The sequence below is a fragment of the Butyricimonas sp. BSD2780061689_150309_C8 genome (assembly GCF_015560935.1).
Lineage (GTDB): Bacteria > Bacteroidota > Bacteroidia > Bacteroidales > Marinifilaceae > Butyricimonas > Butyricimonas paravirosa.
In genome coordinates this window covers 88,376-110,028 of the sequence record NZ_JADMSV010000013.1, presented here as the reverse complement: position 1 = coordinate 110,028, position 21,653 = coordinate 88,376, and the positions used below count along the sequence as shown (strand labels likewise).

The window sequence follows — 21,653 nt, the reverse complement described above, 5'->3', positions numbered from 1 at the left end:
CTTGCATGAAGAGGATTTCTCGAATTTATATGTACTTTTTTAGATCAACTATCTCGGTATAAGATGGTTATCAGACAACAAGCACTTCGCTACTCTTATAATACGCTGTTACTCTATTGTTTGGCTAGGTCTTCTCCGTACTTTCTCCGTGCTTTCTCCGTGTCACTAGCGAGTGATCGCCGGAGGAAATACATTTGAATACGGCACAAATCGAGACGGAGACATATAGGAACCTCGAAGGAACATTAGCATGATCTAGTGGTAATCAAGTAACGACAAGATTTTGTTCAACAAAATTTAAACAAACTCTAAATAAAATGATATATTTGTGAAAGTAGATATAAATTTCTCGATCATGGTTACAGAAATGTCTTTCGTTAGGATTTTCTTTTTATGGAGTATGTTATTGTCGGTTATTTGTATCGATGGATTTGCCCAGTCCACAAAACAAGAGTCGGAAGACCAGGTGATGCCCCGGTTGGTTGGGCGTCATTATCAAAGGCAGGAAAATATTTCGGGGAAAGAAATATTGGTAGAGGGGTATGTACGGCATTTGTATGCGGATTCTATCACGAAAACTATTTCCGTGCAATTGGACCGGTTTTCAAGGAAAGGGGTTCCACAAGGTTCGGGAATACTATTTGTTTGGGACCCGGAAAAGGAACGATCCTTGTGGCATTGTAAAATTAATAGTGATATTGAGAATCTCAGTCCTGTTCAGAACGTGTTATTTTTGACGTCCAACTTCAAGACCCGGTGCTTTGACCGACGGAGTGGAAAGGAACGTTGGAATGATAGAGGTAGCATTAGTTACGTGGATCAGAAATTGGGCGTGGGGATAAGATGTAAAGATAATTTGGGGAGTACGGAGGTTTCGAAACTGGAAGGGATCAACTTGTATAATGGGAAGAAAATATGGGAAAGGAAGATCTTTTCCCAACAAGGATGGGCGGATATGTTACCCTTGAATGATTCGGTTATTCTCCTGCTTTCAGATGCCTTGTATGCGATTAACATGAAAAACGGGGAAGGATGGAGGCATGAGATCTTTTTAAAAGAATTACCTTTCCCTAAAGCTGAAAAGGAATTTATGCAAAGGTTTACCTCGAATATTCTCATTGAAAAAGAGAAAATATATATAGCATCATGTGATCGTTTGTTTTGTTTGGATCACATGGGAAAAGTGCTTTGGTTACAAGGGCTGTCCCGAAAAATAACCGGAGAATCCCAGATATTTACAATGGACAGTTCGCTTTACATGGTAAACTACGGAAGTGGTCTCGTTAAAGGCACGATGACGAAAAAATGGGGGATTCCTTATGTCGCTAAGTTCAATCAGAATACGGGACTTCAAGAAGCGTTTTCCTCATTCCCAACTACTTTGGGAATTGTAAATCACGTACAAGTGTCCAAAGATACTTTGTATATATTATTTGACCAGCATCTGATAAAATTGTCCTCGTCGGATTTGGCTCAGGGAATTCAAGTAGAATTTTCTCTGGATAAAGATCGGGCAGGATATTTTGCCAGTAACCGGATATTTGTTTTGGAAGATTCTAGATACAAGACATTGCAGGAGATGGATAGTACTCAATGTTATATCCTTACCGGAAAACAAAATATATTGTGTGTCAAGGCGGATGCTCAGGGCGCAAGAATGTTATTGCCGAGCGAGTACAGTCTGTGTTACCTGACTTATCAGGGGTATTCTTTTCTTTCCCGTGGAGAGGAAACTATTGTAATCGCTCCTTCAGGAGAGTTATGGGCTCATTTACGAATCAGTAAAGATGCCGTACGCGTTGGGAATAAATTGTACGATGCCCAAGAAAATAAGATAACCATTGTTGATTTGGACGAGGTGATTCATTAATTTTTATTCAAGTTATAGTAAAAAGCCTGTTTTTTGATTATTATTCTTACTTTTGCCGAAGTGTAAAAAGTACGATCAATATGGATTTGCTCAAGAAAAGAATCTTACAGGATGGAAAATGCTTTGAAGGTGGCATTTTAAAAGTGGATAGTTTTATTAATCACCAAATGGACCCGATTTTAATGAAGTCGATCGGGGTGGAATTTGTGCGTCGTTTCGCGAATAAGGATTTTAATAAAGTGATGACCATTGAGGCTAGCGGTATCGCTCCGGCAATCATGGTGGGGTATCTTTTGGAATTGCCCGTGGTCTTCGCCAAGAAAAAGCAACCGAAAACGATGGAAAATATGATTTCAACGACAGTACGATCTTTTACAAAAGACCGGGAATATAATGTTTGTATCAGTAAAGATTTCTTGAGTAAAGAGGATCGTGTGCTTTTTATTGATGACTTCCTTGCAAACGGGAATGCCGCGAATGGTATTATTGATTTGATTGACCAGGCGGGGGCACAACTTGTAGGCATGGGATTTATTATTGAAAAAGCTTTTCAACATGGGGGCGAAGTACTGAGAGAACGTGGGATTCACGTTGAATCCTTAGCTATTATAGATAGTCTGGATAATTGTCAGATAAAAATAAGATAATCCGGCATGAGTGAAACGACCAATCGTCAGGTTAGCTCGGCCATTATTTATGGAATAGAGGACCGTCCACCTTTTAAAGAGGCTTTTTTTGCTGCGTTACAGCATTTATTAGCCATCTTTGTTGCTATTATAACTCCACCGTTAATTATTGCCGGGGCGTTGAACCTTGACTTGGAAACAACGGGTTTTCTCGTTTCGATGGCTCTTTTTGCCTCTGGTGTCTCTACTTTTATTCAGTGTAGACGGGTTGGACCTATCGGAACCGGGTTATTATGTATTCAAGGAACAAGTTTTTCGTTTATCGGCCCGATTATATCTACGGGATTGGCGGGTGGTTTGCCTCTGATATTCGGGGTGTGCATGGCAGGTTCAGTGGTTGAGATGCTGATAAGTAGGATTTTGAAATATGCCAAGAAAGTCATTACCCCTCTGGTATCGGGAATTGTGGTAACATTAATCGGGATGAGTCTGGTGAAAGTAGGTATTACGGCTTGTGGTGGGGGTGTTATTGCTAAAGAAAACGGTACTTTCGGTAGTTTCGAGAATCTCGGATTGGCTTTATTGGTGTTAGTTTTGATCATCTTTTTTAACCGGAGTAATAATAAATATCTACGGATGAGTTCCATCGTGATCGGGTTAGTCGTGGGATATGTTGTCGCTTATTTCATGGGTATGATTGACTTCTCTTCTGTACAGAGTTATTCCGGGGTAAATATTCCTGTTCCTTTTAAATATGGGTTAGCTTTTAGTTGGTCATCATTTATTGCCGTCGGGTTGATTTACATGATTACTGCTATCGAGGCTTATGGTGATATTACGGCTAACTCCATGATTTCGGGGGAACCCGTGGAAGGAGAGAAGTTTATTAAACGGGCTTCCGGGGGAATCCTTGCCGATGGTTTCAATTCTTTCTTGGCAGGGGCATTTAATTCTTTCCCGAATTCAGTGTTTGCCCAGAATAACGGGATGATACAATTAACGGGAGTGGCCAGTCGTTACGTGGGATATTATATTGCTGCTTTTTTAGTGATACTGGGACTTTTTCCTGCTGTTGGGCTGGTGTTCTCGTTAATGCCGGAACCGGTTCTGGGGGGAGCGACACTACTTATGTTCGGTACGGTTGCTGCTGCCGGAATCCGTATTATTGCCTCCCAGAATATAAATAGGAAAGCCACGCTGGTTATAGCATTAAGTTTCTCCTTGGGATTAAGTGTCGAATTCATTCCGGAAATATTGAACAGTTGTTCCGATACCATTAAAAATATATTCTCATCCGGGATTACGACGGGAGGTTTGACGGCAATTGTGTCGAATGTACTGATACACGTGAAAGAATAATCGTGAAAACAACCTTTAAGAGTTGATTTTAAAAAAACAACCTTATAAGTTTGTTTTTAATTGGAACATTTGCAAGTTTTACGATTGCCATCTTGTTAGGATTAATAATGATTAGATTAATAGCATAAAATGATAGGAATAGAAGAGATTTACCCTTTGGCTGTTGAATTCCGGCGTTATTTTCATCAACATCCGGAATTCGCCATGCAAGAAGTGGAGACGCAACGCTATATTACGGAAGTACTGGAACAAAATGGAATCCCGTACCAAAAAGTGGGGACGGGATTAATTGCAACCGTGGGGAAAGGAGAGAAATGTATCGCAATTCGGGCTGATATGGATGCTCTGAAAGTCAAGGAAGAGACCGGATTACCCTATTGTTCTCAAAATGAAGGCATGATGCACGCTTGTGGACATGATATGCATATGGCTATGGTTTTAGGGGCAGCACTTGTTCTTAAATCCGGAGAAGACAAATTACAGGGAACAATAAAAATTGTTTTTCAACCCAGTGAAGAGAAACGTCCGGGAGGGGCTCGTCTATTACTTCCCGAACTTTTAAAAGACCCCGTTCCGCAAGCTATATTCGGACAACACGTTTTCCCGAACCTTCCGACCGGAACTGTCGGAATTCGTCCCGGGGCCTTTTTCGCCTCTTCAGATAATATTATTTTTTCCGTGGAAGGTAAAGGTACTCATGCGGCCATGCCGCATATGGGTTCGGATCCCATATTGGCCACGGCTTGCTTGATACAATTTTACCAGACGTTGATTACTAAATTTCGAGACCCGTTGATCCCGGCGGTTCTTTCGATCACTTCTATCCATGGTGGCACGTGTAATAACGTAATTCCGGATCGGGTAGACGTGTTGGGTACTGTCCGGACGCATGACAACTCTTTACGATATAAGATATTCGAGTTAATTGAGGAAAAATCAAACTCCATTTGTGATTTATACGGTTGTACATTCCATTTGGATAAAACTTGGAATGGATTGCCCGTGTTGGTGAATGATAAGAGTTTGACAGAATTTGTGAAGAAAAATGCAACAGATTTACTGGGAGAACACAATGTGATCCCAATGGATCATCTTACCTTAGGAGAAGATTTTGCCATTTACTTGGAGAAGATTCCAGGAGTCTTCTGGGTCTTGGGTGTTTGTCCGCCGGAACAGGAGAGTATGCCTCCACTTCACAATCCGGGAATGGCTCCCGACGAGAATGCTATGAAAGCGGGTATCGCACTAATGGTGGAAAATTGTGTCAGGATTTTGGGTTAATGAAATACTTTAGGATACATATTAAAAATCCCCAAGAGTTAGAGTCTTGGGGATTTCTTATCGTATATTCCGATGATTACTGTAAATCTGCAATATTTACTTCTATTGCTGCCGGATAGATTCTTTTCGGGTCGAAAAATGCAGCACAACTGTTCACCATGTTTTTAAGTTGTGGTTTAACTTTTCCCTTGAAAGCCTCTTTCCCATTTACTACCAATGTAATTTCTTTGTCTAAATCTACCAGTTGATCATTCAAGTAAATGATTACTTTCCCTTTGGTTGCGGGTTGATAGCTCTTTTCAAAATCCAGTTCAATACCCCAGTTCGGATCAATTTCTGTTGCTTTATAAGTAACTAAATCAACCTTTAAGGAAATATTATTCTCCTGTATATCCATTTCATAATGGGTTCTGGATTTCGTATCATCATTAGAACGTTCTTCAACAAATAAGTTGTAGAATCCATTACGATATAGACCGTCCATTTCGAAGTTTTCCCAGCTTACATGCTTGGGATAAGGATTCCGGGTATATTGTTTCAACCAAGGGGTTGTAAGTTTGTAATCTATACCATGTCCCATACCGGGAATCAGTTCTATACGATGGATAAAGTTACCCGGATTAGCTTTTTCTAATTTATCAAATTCGTCTTTCGTGCGTTGCGTGAGTTTATTCCTGTAAAATCCCCTGTCATTTGCTCCTGTTAACAGAGAGAAGGCGATGTTTCTGCAATTTTCAACAGGTGCATTTTTCAGAGGTTCCCCTCCAGCCATCGGGCCTGCTGCAGCCAGATAATCCGCATAAAATGATGCTAACCGTTGACTACCGTATCCGCCTTCTGATATTCCGAAAAAGTAAACTTTATTGGGATTTATTTTTCCGGATACGAAAGCTAAACGTAACATCTTTTCCCAAGCAAATTGCTTTGCCTTTTGCCACCAACGATAGTAATCGCCCATATTGGGGATCTGAGGTATGAAGTAAACCGATGGAGCATCATCGAACTTTTGACATATGTTGATTCCCGTTCTCCATTCACTGGTTTTATCTCCAGAACCATGCGTGTATAGATATAATGGGAAACCTCCTTCCGGTTCTGCATCCCCCTTGTAACCCCAGTAATACGGCATGATTGCATTGGGTTCCAGTTCCTGCGGAAGAGTCCATTTTCCTGAATTTGCTTTTTCCAGTTTATCAAGATTAATCAGCTTCTGCTCGGAGAATTTGTTATTTGCCTCCTTCCATGCATCCCACACGATTTGCTGCATCTTTTTCACATCAGTTGATTTGAGTGTGCTTTTGTCGTTATAGGCATCAGTATTACCTGACAGGTGACCGGAGAAATGGGTCGTGATTTTTTCTTTTGTTTTTACATCCTGTTTTTTCAAGGATACTTCTTGAGCCATGCTATAGTTAGAAAATGCAAGGACTATTAACAAGCTCAACATTTTGAAGGAATAAATGGTATCTTTCATTTTGTTATTTGTATTTTGTCTTGTTGCAAAACTACAAAAAAATATGCAAAGATACTTCTTTAGAGCCATTAGAGTGTTCCTTGGATTTCCGGTAGTATTACATTATAGATAACCCGGTGTCTCACTGATAGGTTAATTGTAGGTCAACGATAGGTTAACGATACGAACAATTGATTTTTAAGATAGAATATATTAAAATATAAATGAGATATTAACGAGAGTACGGAGAGATACCCGTGTGTCTGCGAGGCAAATATAAGGTATTGTACTCAGTAAAAAATGACTGGCTAAATTTATTAACCAGTCACTTGTAATCTATTACTAATCCTAAATTATTACTTGTAGATTTTTCCGGAAAGTTCTCCGCGAAGAACCATCAGTCCGTTCATAGCTAATGCTCTCATCTCATCTTCACCGGCATATACTTTTATCGGAGCGATAAATCCGACCATCTCTTTCACGTAGTCAACCAAGAAGGGGTTGTGAGCAATTCCTCCGGTTAACAGGATACCATCAACTTTACCTTTTAGCACGGCAGCCATTTCACCAATGGCTTTACCTACCTGGTAGGACATGGCATCTTGTACCAATTTATATTTCGGGTCTTCTTTTGCCTTTATTTCTACTTCGTAAGCATCGTTTGTTCCAAGATAAGCCACTAATCCGCCTGCACCTTTCAACATTTTCTTGATTTCTGCTTCGGTTTTCTTACCGCTGAAGCATAGTTTTACCAACTGACCTGTAGGAAGACTTCCTGAACGTTCCGGTGAAAAAGGACCATCACCATCCAAAGCATTATTCACGTCAATTACCCGTCCGTGATCATGCGCTCCAACAGAAACCCCTCCACCAAGATGCGCGATAATCAAGTTTATATCTTCATATTTCTTCCCAATTTCTTTTGCATAAGTCCGTGCTATTGCCTTTTGATTCAAGGCATGGAAGATTGATACTCTTGTAAAATCAGGATGTCCGGTCAAACGAGCTACATCTTGCAATTCATCAACCACCACGGGATCTGCAATATAAGCTTTTGTTCCGTTGTTAAGAGATTTTGCGATATCGTTTGCGATCAGACCACCTAAATTGGAGGCATGTTCTCCAAGAGGAGGATTATTCAAGTCGTTAATTAACGCCTCATTTACTTCATATACACCGGATTCGATAGGTTTAACTAAACCTCCTCTTCCAACAATTGCGTTGATTTCATTAATATTAAATCCAGCATTCTTCAGTTCAGAAAGAATAATATCTTTCCGGAATTGGAACTGTGAAGCCACGTTATCGAATTTCGCAATTTCCTCTGCGGAATGTTTGATGTTCTTTACAAATTTCTCTGTTTCATCTTCAAAGATTGCAATTTTCGTGGAAGTTGATCCCGGATTGATCGCAAGAATTTTAAATGACATAGTTTTAATTGTTATTTTAAATATTAATAATTATTCTTTTTCGCACGTTATGAGGCTGCAAAATTTATAAATTGTAAGCAAAACTCAAAGAAAAAGTGATAATTTATTTATAATAGAGAATCAATCCGAATAAGCGGATGAATAAAGGGCATCAACAATGGCTTGAGCAATGATCTTTAGGTAGTACGGGGCATTCTTTATAGAATCTTGAATAGAACGGGCATACTGGCTCATCGTGAATACTTTATCGAAACGGGTAAGGACCTGTTTTTCTGCCAATCCGACAACGGCATAAACCGGAACGTTTTGTTGCAAACATAAGGTTGCAACTGTTCCCGGAATTTTGCCATAAAAGGACTGGATATCAATTTTTCCTTCTCCGGTGATAACAATTCCGGCTTGTAAAAGATTGTCGTGGAAATGGGAGAGAGTCAAGCAATATTCGGAACCCGAAACAAGTTGTGCGTTTAGTAAAGCGTGCATGGCCGCCGTGATTCCACCCGCGGCACCTCCATGTTTTAACCGGGTTACATCTCTACCTGTATGCTGTTTTAATAAAGTACTCCAAAGGCGCAATTGATTATCAAGCATGACAACTTGTTCTGGTGATGCTCCTTTTTGCGGGGCAAACACAGCAGCTGCACCTTCCGGTCCACAAATAGAATTATCAACATCACATAGTATTGTAATATGTATTCCTTTAAACCTTTGCTGCAATAATTCGATATTAATATCCTTAATACCTGTAATATAATTTCTGTTCAGAGAGTTATTGACAATTGTCAATCCCATTTCTTGCAGAGCTCCTGTACCACCATCCACGCTGGCACTTCCACCGACACAAAGAATCAAATGGGTCGCTCCTTGAGAGAGGGCATGATTGATTAAAACACCGAACCCTGCCGTGTTCGTGTTCAAGATGTCATACTCCTCTCGTTTCAAATGTTTCAGACCACAAGCTTCAGCTAATTCAATGATAGCCGTGTTGTCTTTTAAGTAATACGAGGCAAAATGCTCACGTCCCAAGGCATCTACCGTTTTCGTCTTGATAGGGTCTGCATGAAGGTAATGTGCCACAATTCGGGCTGTTCCATCACCGCCATCTCCTAATGGAAGAGAGATCGTATGAAATCCACATTCCTCTAATTCAGTGGCTAGGATTCGACAAAACTCGAAAGCATCCAGACTTCCTTTGAATGAGTTAGGAGCTAGAAGAATATTACGATTGTTTATGAGGTTCATGGTTAGATATTGTCAGGATGCACGGGATGTGCTTGGGCTCCTTTTTCATTGGCCAGCAATTTTTTCCCGTCTTCGAAAGCCTTGCAGTAATCAGGATCGAACAGATTTCTGTCCGGCCATTCTTTTACCCGATCCATGGCACGAACCATCATACCTTCGATCTTGTGGGGAAAACGAGGTCCGGTCCAATTGCTCGTGTTGGTGATAAATGCCCAACAGAACCCGTCCCGTTGACGTTTCAACATGGCACTGGTTCCTGCCAAAGTACCGGAACGCCACCAATCACCCTGATTGTTCGTGTTCATCCAGCCAAGAGGTAAAGCGTTTTTCACGCATTTTGTCATGGTCTCCACGCTCTCTTTTGTCAATATATCCGGATATGAATCGTCAGCGTCTATGGCAGAAAGGAAACGTAATAATTCGGTCGGGGAAGCCACCCAACCACCGGCACCATAAAGAGCCTCAATATTGTTTCCCCCGTTACTGCGATATACTAGCGTGTCCCGCCCATCACATGAACGGATCAGGTCTGCGTCCGATTGTTCGTAATACCTGACCTCGTTGAAATATCGGTCTTTATCCAAATTATGTGCCAAATGCATATCATAACACCCGGCAGGAATGAGTATACTGTCCTGAATAAATTCTTCGTAGTTTTTTCCGGAAACTTTTTCTATCACCCTTGACAATATTCCGTAACCCACGTTTGAATAACACGTGCTTGTTCCCGGTGTGAAACCTAAACGTCGGGATAAAACAAATTTAATGATGGTATTCAAGTCAGCTGGTGCCGGAACATTCATTTTTTCCGCTATGTCTACCGGGCAGAACATAGGGTCTCCTGCGCGATTGGTGAATCCCCCCTGATGGCGTAGAAGATTTTCCACGGTGATATTATTCACCCGTTTATCTTTTATCGGGGCATAAAGTGTCGTGTCACTTAAAATACCTTCTTCACCAAATACTTTATCATCCAAAGATAGAATCCCGTTTTCAACTAATTTCATAATTCCTGCCGCCGTGATTAGCTTGGAAACCGAGGCAATTCGGAAGATGTGGTTCACATCGGTTTTCACCTCATTTTCTTCATCGGCATACCCATATCCCTTGCTATAAATCAGTTTTCCATCTTTCATGATTGCGAGGGAAGCCCCTTTTATTTCCCACTGACTCATAAAACGTTCAATCGTTTGATCTAAACGCTTGGTTTCAACTAGATCAGAATATTCATTCGTGAATAAATCATGTACCGCTACGGCAAGCGTGTCTTGGGGAATAGAATCTTTTTCAACCTGAATTTCTTTCGTGAAAGAATTCCAAGGTCTGAAACTGATAACTGAAAAGAATAGTATAATTAGTATAATATATTTCATTACATCTGCAATCTAAAGAAAAAAGCGTAATATTCTTTTGAGATGGAATATTACGCTTGCAATATTAATAAAAATACATTTTTATTCAAAGAGATCAGATGTGAAACACCTTTAAAAATTCTTACTTAATAAATTGAAGTAGTGTTCCATAACTTTCACCAGCAATGGGTGGTGCGGGTCGAAAGCTATTCCGTCTATATGAGCGATGGGCAACACAAGTGGGGAAGTCCCCGTTATAAAGGCTGCTTGATAGGAGGCAATGTCTTTGTAATTCACTCTTTGTTCCACCACGGTCAACCCGTCTTCCTGACAGATATTTAATACCCGTTTCCGACTAGTTCCCGGCAAAACATGAGGAAGAGGAGCCGTGTAAAACACGTTATCCCGGATAAAAAATACATTTGAACGAGAACCTTCTGTCACACAGTTATCCTGATCGATTAATAAAACTTCAGAAACTCCTTGTTCCTGAATGATCTTGTTTGTCATTTCCCGTAACTCGGAATTGACATATTTCACTTCGGCATTCTCACGGATAGCATGGCAAGTAACCGTGTCAATTCCATGTTGGTAAGCTTCTTCCGACGGGTAGGAATGTTTTATCTGATAGACATATTGCTCGATTCCCTTCGGGGTAACTCGAAGTACGTATTTAATATTTCCTTCCTTGATATTTTCAAGCTGAATCAATCGATTTAATTGGTCTGCCACGTGTAATGAATTCAAATCAATGGCAATATTTGATTTTTTTATTGAATTGTCAAGTCGTAAAAGATTGTCGTTTAGAAATATAACTTTTCCTCTAAAAACCCGGCATACCTCATATATACTAAGTCCTTCATTTAGGATGTCTTCGGAATATTCCTTGTTATCGATGGGTTTATTATTAAATAACATCATAATTTTTCTCCTTTATGTGTCGCGAATTTATGCTTTAAAACGATTATATAACCGGAAATGTTCAGAAATTTTAGAGAGAGAAAATGGGGCTTGTTACTTTCGATAATTTGCGCTATTTTTGGCTGATATATGGAAACACAAGAGCAAATAGAACGGATAGAGCATTTCATACGTGAAGTGATTGTGGATGAAATTACTAAGTTGCAGGGCGTGGGCTTGTCATATATGCAATTTGTCATCATGGGGCAAGCGATTGAGGTTCTGGGAAGTTTTTTAGATAATAAACCCATGAAAGCCAAAGGGCAGTCGGCCAAACGTTTTTCTCTTGGGGTAAAAAAGTTATTCGGCGGGCGTTATCGGTTGTTAAATGATAATGGCTTTTTGTATGATAAACTTCGCAACCAAATGACTCACACGTTCATTCCCGGGAATGATTTGATATTATTGAATCAAGCGGACAATAAGAACGGATATAAACATTTACAAATAATCGATGGCAAATTAGTTTTAATTTCCGAAGTTTTCAATGAAGATATTTGCAAGGCGAGTGAACGTCTTTTAGAAGCTATTAAAAACGGGGTATTATCTCCTAAAAATATTGCTTACTAATACATGGAACAACAAGATAAAATCATATTGATCGGGGCTGGAAATGTCGCTCATCATTTGGCCGGGACCCTTTTAAAAGCGGGAGAGAATTTATGTCAGATTTATAGTCGTACGCTTGATTCTGCCCGGCAACTGGGAATGAAGACGGGAATATCTTACACGGCTGAAGCAAATGAGGTGTATCCGGATGGGGATATTTATATTTTTTGTGTAAGTGATGATGTTTTACCATCTATTATTAAGACGATTAGAATGCCAGATGATGCGTTACTTCTACACACTTCAGGAAGTCAACCGATGGATGTATTCAAGTCATATTCCAAACACTACGGGGTGATTTATCCGGTACAAACCTTTTCCAAGAAACGAGAACTGGATTTCAGGGAGATCCCATTATGTGTGGAGGGAAACACGGGCCCCGTGAAGGAACGAATTAAAAAGTTTGCGGAAAAGTTGTCGGATAAAATATACGAGATAGACTCGGTCCAGCGTAAAGAATTGCATCTGGCTGCAGTTTTTGCCTGTAATTTTCCTAATTATTTGTATCAAGTGGCAGGCAAATTGCTAGAAGACAAAGGACTATCTTTTGCTATGCTGCGTCCTTTGATTTTCGAGACGGCACATAAAGTGATGCTCCTAAATCCGGAAGAGGCTCAAACCGGACCGGCCAAGCGGGGGGACGAGAGTATCATGAATATGCACAAGAATATGTTGAAGAATGACAAAGACTTGCTGAAAATATACACGATATTGTCGGAAGGAATAAAGGAAACGCAAGATAAAGAAGAGACGGGGGATCAAAAGATCTCGCAAGATACAATAGATATGCCCACATTGTGGTAAATTAGATAAATACGAACGCTATGAAATTATTCAAAGAGGAATTAAAGAAGGTAGAAGCTTTTGCTTTCGATGTAGATGGAGTTTTTTCACGTCATGAAATGAATATAACACCGGAAGGCGACTTGATTCGTACATCCTGTACGAAAGATGGCTATGCCATGATGTACTGCACGAAGAAGGGATTCCCGGTTTGTATCATTTCCGGGGGGCAGGCTCCTGGGGTAAGAGAACGTTTTGAGAAATTGGGAGTGAAGGACGTGTATCTTGGCGTGGCGAATAAAGTTGAAGCGTTGAACGAGTTCTTGCAAAAATATAATCTGAACCCGGAAAATGTGATGTATATGGGAGATGATATACCAGACTACAACGTGATGAAAATCGTGGGTATGCCGGTATGTCCTTCGGATGCGTGCGAAGAGATCAAAGCTATTTCCCGTTATATTTCAGACACGCCCGGGGGACTCGGATGCGTACGGGATGTCGTGGCTCAAGTCCTGAAAGCAAAAGGCGAATGGATGGATACCCAATGCTACGTGAAATGTATGTAAGTTAAAGAATAAGATGTTGGAAATTCTCAAGTTAATACGCCTACGAACGATCGCATTCACGGCATTTACCATGTATGCCATGCGTTTCTTTGTTGTCCAGCCCGTGCTGGAGAAAGCTGGTTTTGCCCTGCAAATGCCGGAAGGCAATTTCTCGTTACTGGTAATAGCCGTGTGTTGTCTGGTGTCGGCCGCTTATGTCATAAATGATTATTTTGACACGAAGGCGGACCGTATTTCGGGAAACAGACCCGTGATTGTTGGGAAAACCATTAGCCGCAGGGCTGCAATCATTCTACATTCTATTTTGAATGTTGTGGCCGTGGGAATCGCGTATTATCTGGCGAGAGAAGCTCATCATGCTGAGATCGTATTCTTATTTTTAATTATATCATTGGTATTGTGGTTTTATTCCTCCCGGATAAAAAAACGTTTTATTTGGGGAAATATCGTCGTGGCTATTTTGGCCGGATTAATCCCGCTTACCGTGATTACATTCGAAATCCCGTTATTGAGTGATGTGTACTCGGATGTCGTTTTGAAAACGCACGTTAGTTTTGCCTACGTGTTCTACTGGACAGTATGTTTCTCGTATTTTCTTTTTATTAATATGCTGATCTACGAGATCAACAAGGACATATATAGTATAAATGGCGACCGGGCTGATGGAATCGTTACTTTACCTGTAAAATTTGGTATTCCGGCAACGAGAAAGGTGATCATCGGGTTGATCACGATTGCCATCACATCGTTGATCCTATTTTTGTTATTCGGATTTACACGAACCCCGATCGTATGGATTTATTTTGTTGTAGCTTTGATTATACCATACTTGTTTTACGGCTATGCGGTATTGAAGAATGACAAGATGAAATTCCAGTTGCGAATGATTCGTTTGATTATGGTTTTGTGCATAGGAGTCAGTGTATTTTGTAAGTTGTGTGAATGATGCATTCTATTAAAAATTATAAATTAATATTGGCCTCTGCGTCACCACGGAGACAGCAATTGATGAAAGATGCTGGGTTTACCTTCGAAGTCCGGTTGAAAAATGTTGAAGAAAAATATCCTCAAGAACTCCATTTGGAGAATGTACCGGAATATTTATCGAAAGTAAAGGCCTCAGCCTTTCGAGAGGAGCTAAAGGCTGATGAAGTATTGATAACAGCCGATACGGTAGTTTGTATTCATGACCGGATTTTAGGTAAACCCGCTGACCGGAAAGAGGCTATTTCGATGTTACAGGAGCTATCGGGAAATCGTCATCTGGTCGTAACGGGTGTGAGCGTAACCACTCGTACGGAACAACTTTCTTTCTCTTCACGGACAGACGTGTTTTTCAAGCATTTATCAAATGAAGAGATTGAATTCTACGTGGACACGTATAAGCCATTCGATAAAGCGGGAGCTTACGGGATTCAGGAGTGGATCGGGTACATCGGGATCGAGCGTATAGAAGGTTCTTTCTATAACGTGATGGGATTACCGATACAGAAATTATATGAAACTTTGCGGAAATTACAATTTCAATAAATAACATTCAAAAATACCAGTAAATGAGAAAAATTACATTATGTTTTTTGGCTTTCATTCTGCTGACTTTACCAAGTTTAGCTGACGAGGGAATGTGGATTCCCATGTTGTTGAAAAAATACAACATAGAAGATATGCAGAAAGCCGGTTTTAAATTAACAGCGGAGGATATTTACGACATTAACCAAGCTTCATTGAAAGATGCCGTTATCGGGCTGGGTAATGAAGGTTCTCCGTTTCATCACTTTTGTACCGGGGAGATCGTGAGTGATCAAGGATTGGTGATTACGAATCATCACTGCTCTTTTGGCATGATCCAAGCTCATTCCAGTTTGGAACATAACTATTTACGGGATGGTTTTTGGGCTCAATCCATGGCGGATGAGTTGGTTAATCCCAAGATAACAGCTTCTATTTTAGTTCGGATGGAGGATGTCACGGATAAAATCAATGCAGGATTGAATGCCGGGATGTCTGAAAGCGAACGTACGAAGAAGGTAAATGAAATATGCCGGAAATTGGAAGCGGAAGCTGTTAAAGGAACCAATCTGGCGGCTAATATAAAGCCATATTTTAACGGAAATCAATATTTTCTTTCCGTGTTTAAAATCTTCCGGGATGTTCGTTTAGTCGGGGCTCCGAATTCTGCTATCGGTAAATTTGGTGGGGATACGGATAACTGGACATGGCCGCGTCACACGGGTGATTTTTCCGTTTTGCGTATTTATGCGGGACCGGACAATGAGCCGGCAGCTATATCAGATAAGAACGTGCCTTATAAACCGGCTAAATTCTTTAAGATTTCTGCACGGGGGGTACAAGAAGGTGATTTTACGATGGTCTTCGGTTATCCCGGAACGACAAACGAGTACCTGACTTCTTACGCGATAGATCAAATTGTTTCTGTTGAAGACCCGCATAAGATCAAAATCCGTACGGCAAAATTGGAGGTAATCAATGCCGCTATGGAGTCGGATGAATTGTTGCGTATAAAATATGCTGCGAAAGCTGCAAGCGTTGCTAATGCCTGGAAAAAATGGCAGGGGGAGATTAAAGGATTGGATCGTTTCAACACGGCAGATAATAAAAGAATTCTTGAAAATAATTTCAACAACTGGGCTAAAAGTAATGGAAAAACCGAGTATATCGGTTTGACGGATCGTTACAAAGCGTTATATGACGCTCGTAAAGAATATATTCTGGCTGCAGCTTATGCTTCGGAGGCCGGATTGGGAGGTGCGGAAATCATAAAATTTGCCCGTGAAATAGAACAGGTATTGGATAACTATGACAAATTCGCAGATAAGGAACAACTTAAAACATCTTTGAAAAATTACGTTGAGGCCTTCTATAAAGATTACGATGTGGCCACGGATCAACGGATATTGACCGAAATGTTTAAGTTGTATAATAATGAGGAAGTCGGAGACCAATGGATACCGTCAGTCGTTCGTTTGAGCCCTAAATATGCTAAACTGAACGCTCCTGATCGTTATGCTGCCGACTTGTTTAAAAAATCAATATTCACGCATAAGGATAATTTGCTGAAATTTATCGATAATTTATCAGAGAAATCAATCACGAAAATTGAAAAAGATCCGATTCTTGGAGTGGCGACCGGAATTTACACGTTGTATGCAGATAAAATTCGTCCCGAATTGAGCCGAATTGAAAGTGAATTGAAATTATTGAATCGGTTGTGGATTGCCGGATTGATGGAGATGCAGCCCGATAAAACGTTCTATCCGGATGCGAATTCTACCTTACGTGTAGCTTATGGGAAAATTGCCGGATACCATGCAACTGATGCTGTTTATTACACGCACTACACGACATTGAAAGGTATCATGGAAAAGGATAATCCGAATATCTATGATTATGATGTACCCCAGAAATTACGGGATTTGTACAAGAACCGGGATTTCGGCCCCTACACTCAAGACGGGGAAGTTCCCGTTTGCTTTATCGCAACGAATCACACGACTGGCGGTAATTCCGGTAGTCCGGTTCTAGATGCAGAAGGTAATTTGATCGGTTTAAACTTTGACCGTGCTTGGGAAGGTGTAATGTCAGATATGCAATATAGCCCGGAGATTTGTCGGAATATTGCCGTTGATATTCGCTATGTCCTGTTTATCATTGATAAATATGCAGGAGCGCAAAGATTGATTGACGAGATGGTAATCATTCATTAATAATAATATCATCTTCGGAAAAGTATTAAAAAACAAGCCTTTATCAGCAAAATCAGCGATAAAGGCTTGTTTTTTATTTGTGAATTTAACTCTCAGACCGACAAATTCAAGACACCTAAATATTATGCGGCAGTTCCGATTTCATACAAAAATTCTGGTGCTAAATCAGCTCCATTGGCCCATTCAATAGTGATACGGGTTAAGCCGTATTGAACAAACTTTTCTTTATCCAATAGTTCACCAAAAACTTCTCCCGTTAAGTAAGGTCTCAAATCAACTTTCTTCTTGTTCCCATCACTGAAAGTTACAAGAAGTTCATAATCTTTGATATAATCAACATCGACTACTCGTAACATAAATAATTATTTTAAAGGTTCTATTTTATCTATTTTTTCACCTTTTTGGGCTTTTTCCCAAAGTGTAAGAATCTCTGTTTCATGTAAATCAATCCACTCATTGACTTTAACAATCACCTTTGCTGGGGCTTGACCATCAACAATTCGATCCAGAATACTGATTGAACATTCATAATTTCCATAAGTGAAATGGATGTGGTGGATTGTGATCTTTCCAATAAAGGAATATTATAATACCAAAAAACCTACAAATTTCGGGCATAATTCATGTATTTTCTAGTTTATAACAAATGTAACGAATTAGTTCTGTTTTCACAAATAAAAGGTTATAAAAATAGCGGCAATGGAATTGAATTGCCGCTAGAGATGTTCTATGCATTATGGATTTTAAAGGCGTTTGTTTACAACGTCCCAGTTTATAATGTTCCAATAATTTTCAATGTATTTCGGACGAGCGTTTTGGGTGTCCAAATAGTAAGCGTGTTCCCAGACATCAATTGTCAACACGGGTTTCTTTCCATGTTTCAATGGAGTATCTGCATTACCGGTTTGTACGATTTCCAGTTTACCCTCTTTGTCCACAACCAACCAGGCCCATCCTGAACCAAATAAAGTGGTGGCTGCTTTAGCAAACGCTTCCTTGAAGGCATCGAAACTTCCAAATGATTTATCAATCAATTCCTTTATTTTTCCTGTCGGAGCAACTTGTGCAGCATGATGAGCCTGGAAGGTCTCGAAGTAGAATATATGATTATATGTTTGTGCTGCATTATTGAAAATACCACCTTCGGATTTGATCACGATACCTTCTAAACACATTTTTTCGTATTCGGTACCCACGATTAAATTATTCAGGTTCGTAATATAAGTTGCAAGATGTTTTCCGTAGTGGTATTGGATGGTACGTTCGCTGATATAAGGTTCTAATGCGTTTTCTTTATAGGGTAGAGGGGGTAGTTTAAATTTGTTGTCCTCACCTTTTGTATTTATAACCTCTGATGACATCAACACATCCAATTCTTTGTACTCTTCTGTTTTCATATCTTTATGTTTTAAATTAAACTGTTTTTAAATTTACAAATTCTATTACTAAGGATACGATAAAATATGAATAAAGTTACTGCTTTCTATGAAAAAAATAAAACGGGTAGTTACTATTTTTCACTACCCGTTTTTATCCATGTACATGGATGATTCTATTTCGTCAGTTTTGCACCGAATTCCAGTGTTTTAAGATTTTTTGAAAAAGATTCAACAAAGTCTTCAATTATTGTTTGTTGTTCTGCTGGCAAGTCTGTAACTTTTAAAATAGCCGGAACTGCTGCAAGGAGTGTTTTCACGTAAGAAGTATTTAAATATACTGTCAATTCATTGTTTGCTATTTTGTAATTCAAATCAATCGAGGTAACGGGAATGGTGCCTAATAGCTCTTTAAAACCATCACTTTGTGTACTGACTTTTATAATATCTTTTTGAATCGTATAAGCCGTCTTTAAAGTTGCTGGTTGGTCATTCATGGTCATTAATATTTCCATCTCGGTTTCAGAAGTAAATTTAATTCCTTGGAAATATTGAGACATATATTTGTTTGCAATTCCCGGTAAAAACAGTTTAACTATACTAGCGTCAATTCCGTTGCTGATCATGCCAGCAACTCCATCAGGTAGAACCACCTCTGGAGGAATTATTCCTTCGGGAATACTGATTTGGCCATTATAGTCAAATTCAAAATGAATATCAGCCGCTTTTCCTGAATAATTCCAAGTCCCGATAAGGTCTTTATTGTTATTATTATCATCATCGTCGCTACAAGAGAAACATGCAACTGCCACAAATAATACAGAGATCAAGTAAATTAATTTGTTTTTCATATATAGATAAATTTAAAATGATTGTTTATAATTTTATTGTTATAGATGCCCCGAATCGAGAGGGAGCCCCGGATTGTCCGGATTGCATGTATTCCGGCAAGTTCTTTCCCACGGGACTGTTGAACATATAGCAAAAGAAACTTTTATCCAAAATGTTCTTACCCCACACGTGGAAATCGATGTGTTTACCGGAAATACCCAAATCCATGTTCCAAAGAAAATAGGGATCTTGTTTCATGGTATTCGCTTCGTCAAAATATTGGGTCCCGAAACCAGTAACAGACGTAGTTGCCGTGAAAGATTTGAATAATAAGGACTTGATTGTCTTGGAATACGATACTCCCGTGTTCATCGTGAATTCCGGGGCCATGACAATTTTATTACCCTCATATTCCTTGGTTAAGTGGTGGTAGTATTCCGAATTACTATATCCTGAGGAAAGGAAATAAACCAATCGTGGCAGACATTCCCAACTTAAATCAATCTCCGCACCGATACTGCGGGCGTCTCCTGCATTCTTGATAATCGGCCCCATCATCTCCATGACGAAGATTTGCTGATCTTTCCAATCAATATAAAAAAGCGCTCCGTTCAAGTTAAACCGTCCATTAGCGCTGAAGTATTTAGCCCCAAGCTCGTAGTTCCACAAGGATTCTTTACTATATTCCAGTTCTACAACCTGCGTGGTCATTTCGTTTGAAATGATATTATACCCGCCGGCTTTATATCCTTTAGATATGTTCAAGTAGGTGGATAACTGCTCGTTCCATTTTTGTAGAATGGAAAATTTGGGTAACCAAGCCGCGTAAGAATGGTTTTCATCCCAATCATGATAACCGGTAAACTGGTCTGCGTCGTGAAATAACAAACTGTCCCGGTAGGAGAGAGACGCTTTCTCGTAATCATACCTGATTCCGGCAGTAACGAACATCCCCGGCAAGAGATTTTTCACGGTAACTTGCCCGTATCCGGCAATTCCCCAAGTCGAAGTGTTGTTATAATACGACGCTTGATCCAAATCTAGCGGGAGAAGTAAGTGACGTTCCGTACCAAAAGTGGCTAAGTAATCATTCGTCAGGTCCTTGTAAAAACCGAATGTTCCTAATGTCCAATCGATTTTCTCGCCTTGGGAGGATTGGTAATTAATCTCTTGCGTGATCAGATCCTGTTTCGATTCCTTTTCATTTTGAAATACATCATGATACGTGAAATCGGCATCCAGAACCTGTTTATCTTTAGCCCGGGAATAGGAAGTGATCCAGTTCAACAGAGTTTGAGAAAAATGTTTCTGAATGTTCACGTACGTGGACAATAAATCCCGTTTATAGGATGCGTCTGCGTTATAATTAACCCGATAGCGGTGTGCTTTTAAAGAATCAACGGCATGATAAGCGTAACCATCATCAAAACTATGGTTATAGTTCAGACCAAACGCCACTTTCCATGTTGCATCCGTAAACACGCTTCCCTGGTAACGAATATCGTATGAATCCGACTTGTTCGATTTTCCCCCGGTAAAATCATTCTTGAAATATCCGTCCGTGCGATTATATGCAAAAGATAATTTGTTATACAGGACTTTATTTATAGGCAAATTAGCCATAATCATGTAATTCTGCGAATTATAACTGGAAACACCAGCTTTTGCTTGCAAAGAAAACTTTGTCGCAGGAGGATTTGTCCGAATATTAATCAAACCGATGATACTGTTCCGACCGTACAAGGTTGTTTGAGGGCCTCGCAGTACTTCTATTTGCCTAATGTCATACAAATCAAATATAAAAGCATTTTTGTCAAAAATTGGAACTCCATCCACGTACAAACCGACGGGTGGAGTCCCGGATACCGTTCCAATTCCACGAACATAGAGCGGAGTTGATAGTTTCAAGCCACCTTCCTGCATGTAGAAATTCGGAACGATTCCCGACAGGTTCCGGAGATCCGGATTATTCTCGTTCAACAAGTTTTTCCCGCTAATCACGCTAAGAGCAACAGGAATCTCGCTAATGGATAATTCCCTCTTTTCAGCCGTAATGACGACTTCTTTCAATTGTTTAATGACACTGAATGTAGAATCATTCGTCTGCACGGTCTCGGACCGTTGCGCAAACAAATGACCGGAAATAAATGTCAATAGCAGAATGCTATATATGATCCGCATTTGATG

At 39.9% G+C, this 21,653-nt stretch carries 19 protein-coding genes and 1 pseudogene; 10 read left to right on the top strand and 10 right to left on the bottom strand.

Going from position 1 to position 21,653, the window contains the following annotated elements; all coding sequences use genetic code 11:
• The first annotated feature begins 328 nt into the window (after positions 1-328).
• From I2I33_RS11505 to I2I33_RS11490, 4 genes are all read left to right on the top strand, one after another.
• Positions 329-1,870, top strand: coding sequence for a PQQ-binding-like beta-propeller repeat protein (locus tag I2I33_RS11505; protein ID WP_140402555.1), 1,542 nt, complete (start codon positions 329-331; stop codon positions 1,868-1,870).
• Between the two features lie 80 nt (positions 1,871-1,950).
• Entirely contained in the window at positions 1,951-2,517 is a 567-nt protein-coding gene (gene xpt / locus I2I33_RS11500; RefSeq protein WP_087420204.1) for a xanthine phosphoribosyltransferase, read from the top strand.
• Between the two features lie 6 nt (positions 2,518-2,523).
• Entirely contained in the window at positions 2,524-3,855 is a 1,332-nt protein-coding gene (locus I2I33_RS11495; protein WP_087420205.1) for a nucleobase:cation symporter-2 family protein, read from the top strand.
• Between the two features lie 129 nt (positions 3,856-3,984).
• Complete coding sequence (locus I2I33_RS11490) at positions 3,985-5,136, top strand: M20 family metallopeptidase (protein WP_229128281.1); 1,152 nt, start codon at positions 3,985-3,987, stop codon at positions 5,134-5,136.
• A gap of 76 nt (positions 5,137-5,212) precedes the next feature.
• On the opposite strand, the gene I2I33_RS11485 is transcribed toward I2I33_RS11490, so the two are convergent.
• The 5 genes from I2I33_RS11485 to I2I33_RS11465 form a co-directional block, all read right to left on the bottom strand.
• Positions 5,213-6,610 carry a hypothetical protein gene (locus I2I33_RS11485; RefSeq protein ID WP_087420206.1) on the bottom strand — a complete coding sequence of 466 codons (1,398 nt, stop codon included), beginning with the start codon at positions 6,608-6,610 and terminating at the stop codon, positions 5,213-5,215.
• Positions 6,611-6,945: 335 nt separating this feature from the next.
• Positions 6,946-8,019, bottom strand: a complete 1,074-nt coding sequence (gene buk / locus I2I33_RS11480) for a butyrate kinase (RefSeq protein WP_087420207.1) — start codon at positions 8,017-8,019, stop codon at positions 6,946-6,948.
• 120 nt (positions 8,020-8,139) lie between these two features.
• On the bottom strand, positions 8,140-9,261 hold the full coding sequence (locus I2I33_RS11475; RefSeq protein ID WP_087420208.1) for a glycerate kinase: 1,122 nt from the start codon (positions 9,259-9,261) through the stop codon (positions 8,140-8,142).
• A gap of 2 nt (positions 9,262-9,263) precedes the next feature.
• Positions 9,264-10,634: a serine hydrolase domain-containing protein gene (locus I2I33_RS11470; protein ID WP_087420209.1), complete on the bottom strand. Its 1,371-nt coding sequence runs from the start codon at positions 10,632-10,634 to the stop codon at positions 9,264-9,266.
• A 111-nt stretch (positions 10,635-10,745) separates the two neighbouring features.
• A complete protein-coding gene (locus tag I2I33_RS11465) occupies positions 10,746-11,534 on the bottom strand; it encodes an aminotransferase class IV (RefSeq protein WP_087420210.1) in 789 nt (262 codons plus the stop codon).
• 129 nt (positions 11,535-11,663) lie between these two features.
• On the opposite strand from I2I33_RS11465, the gene I2I33_RS11460 reads away from it, so the two are divergent.
• The 6 genes from I2I33_RS11460 to I2I33_RS11435 are packed head-to-tail and all read left to right on the top strand — an operon-like array spanning position 11,664 to position 17,259.
• A complete protein-coding gene (locus tag I2I33_RS11460; RefSeq protein ID WP_087420211.1) occupies positions 11,664-12,143 on the top strand; it encodes a hypothetical protein in 480 nt (159 codons plus the stop codon).
• A 3-nt stretch (positions 12,144-12,146) separates the two neighbouring features.
• The gene (locus I2I33_RS11455) at positions 12,147-12,986 is read left to right on the top strand and encodes a Rossmann-like and DUF2520 domain-containing protein (RefSeq protein ID WP_087420212.1); all 840 of its coding nucleotides are present in this window, start codon (positions 12,147-12,149) and stop codon (positions 12,984-12,986) included.
• Between the two features lie 20 nt (positions 12,987-13,006).
• Positions 13,007-13,534, top strand: coding sequence for a KdsC family phosphatase (locus tag I2I33_RS11450; protein WP_087420213.1), 528 nt, complete (start codon positions 13,007-13,009; stop codon positions 13,532-13,534).
• A gap of 13 nt (positions 13,535-13,547) precedes the next feature.
• Positions 13,548-14,480 (top strand): geranylgeranylglycerol-phosphate geranylgeranyltransferase, encoded by a 933-nt coding sequence (locus I2I33_RS11445; RefSeq protein ID WP_087420214.1) that lies wholly within the window; start codon positions 13,548-13,550, stop codon positions 14,478-14,480.
• Positions 14,477-15,064, top strand: a complete 588-nt coding sequence (locus I2I33_RS11440; protein WP_195666808.1) for a Maf family nucleotide pyrophosphatase — start codon at positions 14,477-14,479, stop codon at positions 15,062-15,064. Before I2I33_RS11445 ends, I2I33_RS11440 begins: the two co-directional genes overlap by 4 nt.
• 23 nt (positions 15,065-15,087) lie before the next feature.
• A complete protein-coding gene (locus I2I33_RS11435) occupies positions 15,088-17,259 on the top strand; it encodes a S46 family peptidase (RefSeq protein WP_087420215.1) in 2,172 nt (723 codons plus the stop codon).
• A gap of 122 nt (positions 17,260-17,381) precedes the next feature.
• On the opposite strand, the gene I2I33_RS11430 is transcribed toward I2I33_RS11435, so the two are convergent.
• From I2I33_RS11430 to I2I33_RS11410, 5 genes and pseudogenes are all read right to left on the bottom strand, one after another.
• Positions 17,382-17,615 carry a DUF2442 domain-containing protein gene (locus I2I33_RS11430; protein ID WP_087420216.1) on the bottom strand — a complete coding sequence of 78 codons (234 nt, stop codon included), beginning with the start codon at positions 17,613-17,615 and terminating at the stop codon, positions 17,382-17,384.
• 6 nt (positions 17,616-17,621) lie between these two features.
• A pseudogene (locus I2I33_RS20470) lies at positions 17,622-17,877 on the bottom strand (DUF4160 domain-containing protein).
• Between the two features lie 125 nt (positions 17,878-18,002).
• The gene (locus I2I33_RS11420) at positions 18,003-18,656 is read right to left on the bottom strand and encodes a superoxide dismutase (RefSeq protein ID WP_087420217.1); all 654 of its coding nucleotides are present in this window, start codon (positions 18,654-18,656) and stop codon (positions 18,003-18,005) included.
• 155 nt (positions 18,657-18,811) lie between these two features.
• Entirely contained in the window at positions 18,812-19,486 is a 675-nt protein-coding gene (locus I2I33_RS11415) for a hypothetical protein (RefSeq protein ID WP_087420218.1), read from the bottom strand.
• A 25-nt stretch (positions 19,487-19,511) separates the two neighbouring features.
• Entirely contained in the window at positions 19,512-21,647 is a 2,136-nt protein-coding gene (locus I2I33_RS11410) for a TonB-dependent receptor (protein WP_087420219.1), read from the bottom strand.
• Positions 21,648-21,653 lie beyond the last annotated feature (6 nt).